Genomic DNA, 9,133 nt, shown 5'->3' with positions numbered 1-9,133 from the left:
AACGGGTTTTCAAGCCCGCTAAAAACACCCCGCCCACTATGTACAACGGCAGATGTTTTACCATGCATCACCTGGGGCGCTCGCACCACTTTACCACCGTAGACTTGTCCAATCGCCTGATGCCCAAGACAAACCCCCAAAATAGGCAGTTTACCCGCAAAGTGGTCAATCGCCGCCAACGATATGCCCGCCTCATTAGGGGTACACGGCCCCGGTGAAATGACTAGATGAGTAGGCGCTAAGGCGTCAATCTGTTCAAGGGTAAGCTCATCGTTGCGATAGGTCATGACCTCGGCACCCAGCTCACCCAGGTACTGGACGATATTGAATGTGAAGCTGTCGTAGTTATCAATCATCAATACACGTTGCACTACCTGCACTTGCGCCATCGCCGCAGCTACTCCATCACATTAATCAAACCCCTTGGTAGGGATGATACCCCAACCCAAGCACCACTTGCAGGGCCAAGGGTCGGCTAAAACATTCGCACTTCTAATACTCTGGTAATTTTCAGTGAGGAACAAACACTGAGTTTATCAGTAAATTATGAAGAGCTTTTCAAGGTAATCAAAAATCCTTAAAGCGACTGGTTAGCCCTTCCTGCTAGGTTTAAACAACTTGGCAGCATGACGAAACTGGCAACAGGCCATGACTGTCTTTATCATCTGCCGACTTTTTAATGCGTTAGGAGCGTGACATGGACAATCGAGCACCCTGGATAATAACGCTCGTATTGATGACGACTGTCAGCAGCCCTCACGCGCTGGGAGACACCTCGTTTAACGTCATCGCTTCGTTTTCAGTCATTAAAGATTTAGTGAAGCGTGTCGCAGGCGACAGCATCGGCATTACAACCATTGTGCCCACAGGTGAAGATGTTCACCGCTGGGAGCTTCAACCGCCAAATGCCCTGGCTGTCGAGGAAGCTGACATTGTTTTCTACAACGGGTATGGGCTAGAGCCATGGATACGGCATATTGAAGCCATGGCAGACGATTCACTAACGCTGACAGCACTTGCAGAAAGTGCCGACTATGAGCTGCTAGCGATTCCGGTAGGCCAATATAGAGACAGCGCTGATCCGCATATGTGGATGGACCCAAAAGGGGCAGCCGCTTATGTTGATGTGATAGAAGAAACGCTTATCGAACGCTATCCCGAGCAGGCTGAGGCGTTTGCCACGCGCGCCGCTGAAACTCGTGAAGCACTGGCGCTGTTAGATCATCAACTTAGGGAGCGCTTGGAAGGCATTCCGCAAACGAATCGCATGCTCACTACCAGCGAAGCCTCCATGGCTTACTTTGCCCGTGCCTACGGTTTTGAGTACGCCGCCATTTGGGGGATTGGCAGTGAGACAATTGGCAGTGCACAGGCGATGGAAGCAATGAGCATGCAGCTTTCACAAAAACGCCCGCCTGCACTGTTCTATGAAAGCACCTCTCCCTATATCCACATGGATGCACATGCCCGAGCAACGGAGCTTTCGCTGGCAGGGCCTTTATACGTAGATACCTTGAGTGATACTGACGGCCCCGCTTATAACTACCCTGCTATGTTGCGCCATAACGCTGAATTACTGCATGAATACCTAGGCGGCGCACGGGCAGAAAAGCAGCCCTAGAAAAAACAGCCCCATCACCGACTGTTTTACTCCGTCAGCGCCAGCAATGAGCTAATGATCACGTCAGGCTGGCTATGCTCAATCGGCTCGCCGTGGTTATAGCCGTAAGGTAACGCCACGGTAGTAAAGCCAGCAGCTTTGCCCGCGGCGATATCGTGGCGTGAATCGCCTACCATGACACTTGCCGAAGGTGGGATATCCAGCTGTTGGGCTACATGGAGTAGCGGCAACGGGCTGGGTTTTTTCTCGGCAAGCGTGTCACCGCCAACACAGTGCGCAAATAGCGCCAATAGCTCAAAATGGCTCAAAATTGGCGCAATAAAGCGCTCAGGCTTGTTGGTAATCAACACCAGCGGATAGCCCGCCTTGTGCAAATCGTGCAGTGCTGTTCGCACGCCTGGGTAGAGCCTGGTTAGCGCATTGGGGGCAGCACCGTAATGGCGCATAAAAGCGTCATAGGCGGTGGTTTGTAATACCTGCCCCGGCGCCTCTGATAACGCCCAGGTTAGTGCTCTTTCGACAAGTACCTGCGCACCATTACCCACCCAGTTACGCACATGCTCTTCACTGGGCACAGGCAGCCCAACATCGCTGAGCGCGCGCTGAACCGCTATCGCTAGATCCGGGACCGAATCAATTAAAGTGCCATCTAAATCAAATGCAATTAACCGTTTACCCTGCAAAATGGCATGCACGCTCTCTCTCCCTAGGCTAGGTAAAAATATTTTTCAAAAAATGGCCGTTAGTAAACGTAATCGCCGTTAATTCTTTTATCCTACCGACTTAGCACGTCGCCAACCACGCCCGAAAGCTCTATGCTGTGATCATCTTATCCGAGGAGAAAGTAATGACCATCCCCCGAATTGTGATCGTCGGCGGCGGCGCTGGCGGACTTGCTCTAGCAACACGCTTAGGACGCACGCTGGGCAAAAAAAAGCGCGCCGAGATTGTCCTGCTAGACCGCAATGCCACCCATGTATGGAAACCACTTTTACACGAACTCGCTACCGGAGTATTGAACTCCAGCATGGATGAAGTGGATTACCGTGGCCACTCTTCCACACACCATTACCGCTACCAGCGCGGCTCTTTAAATGGCCTTGACCGCGAACAAAAAGTCATTCACCTAGCACCCATCAAAGATGAAGACGGCGTTGAAATCCTTCCCTCTCGAAAACTAACCTACGATTATTTAGTAATAGCGCTCGGCAGTATTTCAAATGATTTTGGCACGACGGGCGTTGCGGAACACTGCCACTTTATTGATTCGCCTCAGCAGGCCAAAGCGTTTCAGCGCGATATGATCAATACCTTTTTGCGTTATACCGATCCAACGCTGCGCCAAAACGCTGAACTGACCATTGGCATTGTAGGCGGCGGCGCAACGGGCGTAGAGCTTTCTGCCGAGCTTCTAGATGCTTCGCGCTTGCTTAACGCCTACGGCGTAACCGCTGTTGACCACCAAACGATTAGCGTACACCTCATCGAAGCTGCCCCCCGCCTGCTGCCCGGTTTGTCAGAGCGTATTAGTGAAACAGTGCAGCAAGAGCTGGAAAATATGGGGGTCACCGTTCACGTCGGTACCGCTATTCAAGAAGCTCAGCAGTATCAATTGGTAACCGGCGATGGCGAGGTTATCGAAACGGATCTGAACGTGTGGGCAGCGGGCATCAAAGCACCGCCATTTTTGGCTGAATTAGACCTGACCACTAATAAGAAAAATCAGATTAACGTCCACCAAACGCTGCAGAGCGTCGATGACCCTTATATTTTTGCCATGGGCGACTGCGCCGACTGCCCTCAGGGCGAAGGCAGCTCCGTGCCACCCCGGGCACAGGCTGCTCATCAACAGGCAACGTTACTCGCCAAAAACCTGATGCACTGCCTGGATAGCAAACCACTGCAAAGCTTTACTTATCGTGACCATGGTTCGCTGGTGTCGCTCGCCCGCTACGATGCGGTAGGAAAGTTGATGCGCAGTTCCGCGTCTCGTGGGCTGTTTTTAGAGGGTTGGTTAGCGCGCCAAGCCTACGCTTCACTTTATCGAATGCACCAACTTTCTATTCATGGCGCACCCAAAACGGGGCTCGCATGGCTGGTTGATAAGTTAAACCGCTACTTAAAGCCCCGTATGAAATTGCACTAAGCTGTTTGCTTAGCCGTTATTCTTTGCCAACTCGGCGCGCATTTGCTGGATAACGCTATCGTAACCGTGCGGGTCGCTTGACTGGTGAGCGTTAAAAATAGCTGAACCAGCGACGAAGGTGTCGGCACCCGCAGCGGCGATATCAGCTATGTTATCTACCTTAACCCCACCGTCGATTTCTAAGCGGATCGGGCGACCTGAGGCATCGATACGTGCCCGCGCCTCACGCAATTTATCCAGCGTACCGGGAATGAATGACTGACCGCCAAAACCCGGGTTAACGCTCATCAACAGCACCATATCAACTTTGTCCATGACATAATCGAGATACGAAAGCGGTGTTGCCGGATTAAATACCAGTCCTGCTTTACAGCCACTATCGCGTATTAGCTGTAACGAGCGATCAACATGCTCAGAAGCTTCCGGGTGAAACGTAATGTAACTCGCCCCAGCCTCACTAAAATCGCCAATCATACGATCTACAGGCTTAACCATTAAGTGGACGTCTATGGGCGCCGTCACGCCGTGCTGGCGCAGAGCTTTGCAGACCATCGGCCCAATCGTCAGGTTCGGCACATAGTGATTATCCATGACATCGAAATGGACAATATCGGCTCCAGCGGCCAACACATTGTCGACCTCTTCACCAAGACGCGCGAAATTAGCGGAAAGAATCGAAGGGGCAATCAGGAAGTCCTGCTCAGCGCTCATAGTGCATTCCTAGGTTAACAGGGGAAAGGAAGGCCCCTATCTTACCAGAGCCACCTAAGAAGCCCCATCTCCCTGCCGTTAAAGCTCAGCCGACAATGAATGCATATCTTTAAATACATATTTCCAAATAGAATATAAAACATAATTGTAATTCCACAATCACAGGTTTAACCTTATCCTCATTGCGATTAAATCGCCCCCATATACAAGGAGCCTGTAATGACGCGATCTACTTTTTTCCGCACTGGCCTGCGCCGTAGCCTGATAGCCACCGCTGTTGGCGCGACTGTGGCTGTCACCGCTGTTTCAAACACGGCGATGGCGCAAGAGCGCGAGTTACTGAACTCTTCTTACGATATTGCCCGTGAACTGTTTTCGGCTATCAACCCGGAATTCCAAGCATGGTGGCAAGAAGAGCACGGTGAAGAGATTGCTATTAGTCAGTCTCACGGCGGCTCATCAGCACAAGCGCGCGCGATCATGCAAGGCTTGCGTGCGGATGTCGTTACCTTTAACCAGGTGACTGATGTTCAAGTACTTGCAGATGCAGGCCTAGTGGCCGAAGACTGGCAAGACGCATTCGACAATAACGCCTCCCCTTACTACTCCACTACGGCGTTTTTGGTGCGTAAAGACAACCCGAAAGGCATCGAAAGCTGGGATGATCTCGCGAAGGAAGGCGTACAAATCGTTTTTCCCAATCCTAAAACATCCGGCAACGGCCGCTATACCTATCTAGCGGCTTGGGGCTTTGCGGAAAATGAATTCGACGGTGATGAAGAAAAGATTCAAGACTTCATGCGCACCTTCCTGCGCAATGTTGCGGTGTTTGATACCGGCGGCCGAGGTGCCACCACGAGCTTTATCGAACGCGGCATTGGCGACGTATTGATCAGCTTTGAATCAGAAGTAAACAACATCCGTGGCGAATACGGCAGCGACGACTACGAGGTCATCGTGCCGCCGGTCAGCATTCTGGCAGAGTTCCCCGTTGCGGTGGTGGGTGAAAATGCTGAGCGCAATGGCAACAGCGACCTTGCCCAGAGTTATCTTGAGTATCTCTACCGTGAAGACACCCAGCGCTTGCTGGCAGGCTTTAACTATCGCGTTCACGACGAAACGGTTGTGGCCGAATTTGCCGATCAATTCCCCGATACCGAACTTCTTGAAGTTGAAGATGTGTTTGGTAGCTGGGAAGAAGCAATGGAAAACCACTTTGAAGGCGGCGCCCTACTTGATCAACTGCAACGTCGTTAACGGAACCCCATGAGCCAGCTAGCATTATGGCGGTCCGGCAGCGCACGCGTGCTGCCGGGCTTTGGCCTATCTATGGGGATCAGCGTTCTCTTCATTTCGCTGGTTCTCCTTCTCCCGATCACCGGGCTGTTTGGCCAGTTGGCAGGGCTTAGCCTTACCGAATACTGGGCCATTATTACCGAAGGCCGTGTGGTAGCCAGTTACATGGTCACCATAGGAGCGGCGGCTGTCGCGGCGCTGGTTAATGCAGTATTTGGCTTACTACTTGCCTGGGTACTGGTTCGCTATGAATTTCCCGGCAAGCGCCTGCTAGATGCCTTAATGGACCTGCCCTTTGCGCTTCCCACAGCGGTAGCCGGTATTACCCTCGCTACGCTGTATGCGAGTAACGGCTGGATGGGCAGCTTATTAGAGCCGCTAGGGTTCCAGGTAGCTTACACCTGGGTAGGCATTGCACTGGCCATGGCGTTTACCAGCATTCCGTTCGTGGTGCGCACCGTACAGCCGGTGCTAGAGGATTTACCCGCAGAAGTTGATGAAGCAGCGATGTCTCTTGGCGCAACCGATGGCGTGGCGTTCTGGCGTGTGATCATGCCGCATCTATGGCCAGCTCTCGTTACTGGCACCGGGCTAGCCTTTGTGCGCTCGTTAGGTGAATTCGGGGCGATTATTTTTATCGCGGGTAATATGCCGTACGAAACCGAAATCACTGCGCTGATGATTTTCGTCAAACTGCAGGAGTATGACTACGCGGGTGCCTCCGCAATTGCCTCCGTCGTGCTCTTTGTGTCACTGACCCTACTGCTGGCGATCAATATTTGGCAAGGCCGCTTTGTGCGCCGCTTGCATGGAGGAACAGGCTAATGCGCCGGATAGGTGATGCACCCGCTGTGCGGCGTTTACTCATTGGTGCCGCTCTGTTGCTGTCAGCGCTATTTTTGCTGCTACCTTTGGTGGCAATTTTTGCCCAGGCGTTTTCCCAAGGCGTGATGGTCTTTTGGGCCAACGTTAGCGATACGTTCACCCTGCACGCGATTGGCCTGACGCTCGTCATTGCGTTATTAACCATACCGATTTGCCTAGTATTCGGTGTCGCCTTGGCGTGGCTGGTTACCCGCTTCAGTTTCCCAGGCCGGCGTATTTTACAAACGCTGATCGATATTCCATTTGCCGTTTCCCCCGTTGTGGCTGGGCTTATCTATCTGTTGCTATATGGCCGTAATGGCTGGATTGGCAGTTGGCTAGACACCCACGATATTCAACTGATGTTCGCTTGGCCCGGCATTTTGATGGTAACTATTTTCGTGACCTGCCCGTTTGTGGCACGTGAACTTATTCCGCTCATGCAGGCCCAAGGTTCCCGAGAAGAAGAAGCCGCCGTGACCCTCGGCGCTGGCGGCTGGACCACCTTTCGGCGTGTCACGTTACCCAACATTCGCTGGGCACTGCTCTACGGGATCATCCTCACTAACGCGCGTGCCGTGGGGGAATTTGGTGCCGTTTCGGTGGTCGCCGGAGCTATTCGCGGCAAGACCAACACCTTACCGCTGCATCTAGAGCAGCTTTATCAGGATTACAACGCGGTGGGCGCGTTTTCTAGCGCCGCGCTGCTGGCCCTTATTGCCCTGTTAACCCTTGCGGCCAAGGCAGGCCTGGAATGGCGCGCAGCGCGCCAGGAGGCATTTTTATGAGTATTCGCCTACAGAACATCGCCAAGCACTTTGCCAACACTCAAGCGCTTGAGCCGATCAACCTGGACATTCATGAAGGCGAACTAGTCGGTCTGCTTGGCCCGTCTGGCTCAGGAAAAACCACACTGCTGCGTATTATTGCCGGCTTGGAGAGCGCTGATCGCTCTCCTCAACCCGGTAAAATACTGTTCGGCGACCGCGATGTAACCAACGTTCACATTCGCGATCGCCGCATTGGATTTGTTTTCCAGCACTACGCTCTCTTCCGCCATATGAGCGTGTACGACAATGTAGCCTTTGGGCTAACCGTGATGCCCAAAAAGCGCCGCCCATCCAACGGCGAGATTCGCGCCCGCGTCTTTAGGCTGTTGGAAATGGTTCAGCTGCAGCATTTAGCTAACCGTTTGCCTGCCCAGCTCTCTGGCGGCCAGCAGCAACGTGTTTCTCTCGCCCGCGCCTTGGCCGTTGAGCCTGACGTATTGCTTTTGGATGAGCCATTTGGCGCGCTGGATGCCAAGGTGCGCCAGGATCTACGACGCTGGTTACGCCGCCTGCATGAAGAGCTTAACTTTACCAGCGTGTTTGTTACCCACGATCAAGAAGAAGCGCTGGAACTTTCTGACCGTGTGGTGGTGATGAGCAACGGACGTATCGAGCAAATTGATACGCCTGAAACGCTCTATCGTTCGCCCAAAAATCGTTTTGTATTTGAATTCCTTGGCGACGTTAACCACTTGGAAGGCAAGGTACACCAAGGTGTGCTCACCTGCGGTGACGCCCATCTCAATGTTGACTTGCCTGACGGTAACGAAGAGCTATTGCTACGTCCTCATGAAGTGCGCCTTGCCCAGCAGCCTAGTGCAGAGAGTCATCTGCCGGTGACAGTGACTGCCATTTCACCGGTAGGTGCTGAAGTGCGTGTTGAGCTGGAAGCCGACTGGCTGGCTAAGCCATGGCTTGCAACGGTGCGTCATGCTGATTTTGAGCAGCTTGAGATGCGCCGTGGACAGCGCCTCTTCGTCCATCCACGGCAATGGCACCGCTTCCCCGCAACAGAGTCAAAAGTGACGGAGCAAAGCCGCGCCGCTTAGGGCATGCCAACAACGGCACAAGCAGAGGGCAGTTTTAGTTCGCGACCGATTTAGAGCTGCCACCTCCTACCTTTCTTTCACTCGCGACAGATAAGCTATCAGCCTGTATCAACAGTTGATTAGCGCATTTGCCTAAACGTGAGGCTCACCCGCGGCTCACAATCTTTCTTGGTTTTAGGCAGGCTATGTAGCCAGTTTTGCTGCGTGGCACCTTTCATCACCAACAGACTACCGTGCTCTAGATTAAGCGATAGACTCTCCCCTGTTTGTTTATGTTTAAACGAAAATCTCCTTTCGCCACCTAGGCTCAACGCGCCAATCACACCATTCTCAACCAGGTCTTTTTCAGCATCACTGTGCCAACTCATACCTTCCGCGCCTGAACTATAGAAGTTACACAAGCACGAATTAAATACGTCACCGCAGTTACTCTCCACTACCTGGTTAATCTCTTGTAAAAAACCAGGCCACACTGACGCCATCTTGGTATATCCAGAGTAGGTATAAGAGACCGGCGCATCTGCATACCAGGCTATTTTCCTCTTGGTAACGATCTCTTTTCCGTAAATAAACGCTCGATCATGCTCCCAACTTAAGTGCTTATTCAAAATTAATC

The 9,133-nt window shown here is 52.5% G+C and carries 10 protein-coding genes; 6 read left to right on the top strand and 4 right to left on the bottom strand.

Going from position 1 to position 9,133, the window contains the following annotated elements; genetic code table 11:
• The coding region (locus INT22_RS20420; protein WP_226912488.1) for an anthranilate synthase component II at positions 1-389 on the bottom strand (389 nt) is incomplete at its 3' end.
• Positions 390-697: 308 nt separating this feature from the next.
• On the opposite strand from INT22_RS20420, the gene INT22_RS07405 reads away from it, so the two are divergent.
• Positions 698-1,621, top strand: a complete 924-nt coding sequence (locus INT22_RS07405; RefSeq protein ID WP_193060905.1) for a metal ABC transporter solute-binding protein, Zn/Mn family — start codon at positions 698-700, stop codon at positions 1,619-1,621.
• Between the two features lie 26 nt (positions 1,622-1,647).
• Here INT22_RS07405 and INT22_RS07400 read toward each other — a convergent pair whose 3' ends face one another.
• Positions 1,648-2,316, bottom strand: a complete 669-nt coding sequence (locus INT22_RS07400; RefSeq protein WP_089038617.1) for a phosphoglycolate phosphatase — start codon at positions 2,314-2,316, stop codon at positions 1,648-1,650.
• Between the two features lie 152 nt (positions 2,317-2,468).
• On the opposite strand from INT22_RS07400, the gene INT22_RS07395 reads away from it, so the two are divergent.
• A complete protein-coding gene (locus INT22_RS07395) occupies positions 2,469-3,767 on the top strand; it encodes an NAD(P)/FAD-dependent oxidoreductase (RefSeq protein ID WP_193060904.1) in 1,299 nt (432 codons plus the stop codon).
• A gap of 9 nt (positions 3,768-3,776) precedes the next feature.
• Here INT22_RS07395 and rpe read toward each other — a convergent pair whose 3' ends face one another.
• The gene (gene rpe / locus INT22_RS07390; RefSeq protein ID WP_089038619.1) at positions 3,777-4,478 is read right to left on the bottom strand and encodes a ribulose-phosphate 3-epimerase; all 702 of its coding nucleotides are present in this window, start codon (positions 4,476-4,478) and stop codon (positions 3,777-3,779) included.
• Positions 4,479-4,697: 219 nt separating this feature from the next.
• Here rpe and cysP point away from each other — a divergent pair, with 219 nt between their 5' ends.
• From cysP to INT22_RS07370, 4 genes are read left to right on the top strand one after another with little or no spacing between them, the layout of a single operon-like run.
• The gene (gene cysP / locus INT22_RS07385; protein ID WP_089038620.1) at positions 4,698-5,735 is read left to right on the top strand and encodes a thiosulfate ABC transporter substrate-binding protein CysP; all 1,038 of its coding nucleotides are present in this window, start codon (positions 4,698-4,700) and stop codon (positions 5,733-5,735) included.
• 9 nt (positions 5,736-5,744) lie between these two features.
• Positions 5,745-6,599 carry a sulfate ABC transporter permease subunit CysT gene (gene cysT, locus INT22_RS07380; RefSeq protein WP_193060902.1) on the top strand — a complete coding sequence of 285 codons (855 nt, stop codon included), beginning with the start codon at positions 5,745-5,747 and terminating at the stop codon, positions 6,597-6,599.
• Positions 6,599-7,426, top strand: coding sequence for a sulfate ABC transporter permease subunit CysW (gene cysW, locus INT22_RS07375; protein ID WP_089038622.1), 828 nt, complete (start codon positions 6,599-6,601; stop codon positions 7,424-7,426). The genes cysT and cysW overlap by 1 nt, the downstream gene beginning before the upstream one ends.
• The gene (locus INT22_RS07370) at positions 7,423-8,517 is read left to right on the top strand and encodes a sulfate/molybdate ABC transporter ATP-binding protein (RefSeq protein ID WP_193067973.1); all 1,095 of its coding nucleotides are present in this window, start codon (positions 7,423-7,425) and stop codon (positions 8,515-8,517) included. Before cysW ends, INT22_RS07370 begins: the two co-directional genes overlap by 4 nt.
• A 119-nt stretch (positions 8,518-8,636) precedes the next feature.
• Here the strand turns inward: INT22_RS07370 and INT22_RS07365 are convergent.
• The coding region (locus tag INT22_RS07365; RefSeq protein ID WP_193067972.1) for an alpha-ketoglutarate-dependent dioxygenase AlkB at positions 8,637-9,133 on the bottom strand (497 nt) is incomplete at its 5' end.

Origin of the sequence: Halomonas sp. 3D7M (genome assembly GCF_014897885.1) — a bacterium.
In the GTDB taxonomy this organism is placed as follows: domain Bacteria; phylum Pseudomonadota; class Gammaproteobacteria; order Pseudomonadales; family Halomonadaceae; genus Vreelandella.
Note: the sequence above shows the minus strand (reverse complement) of the source record. Positions and strands in the feature narration are given on the sequence as shown.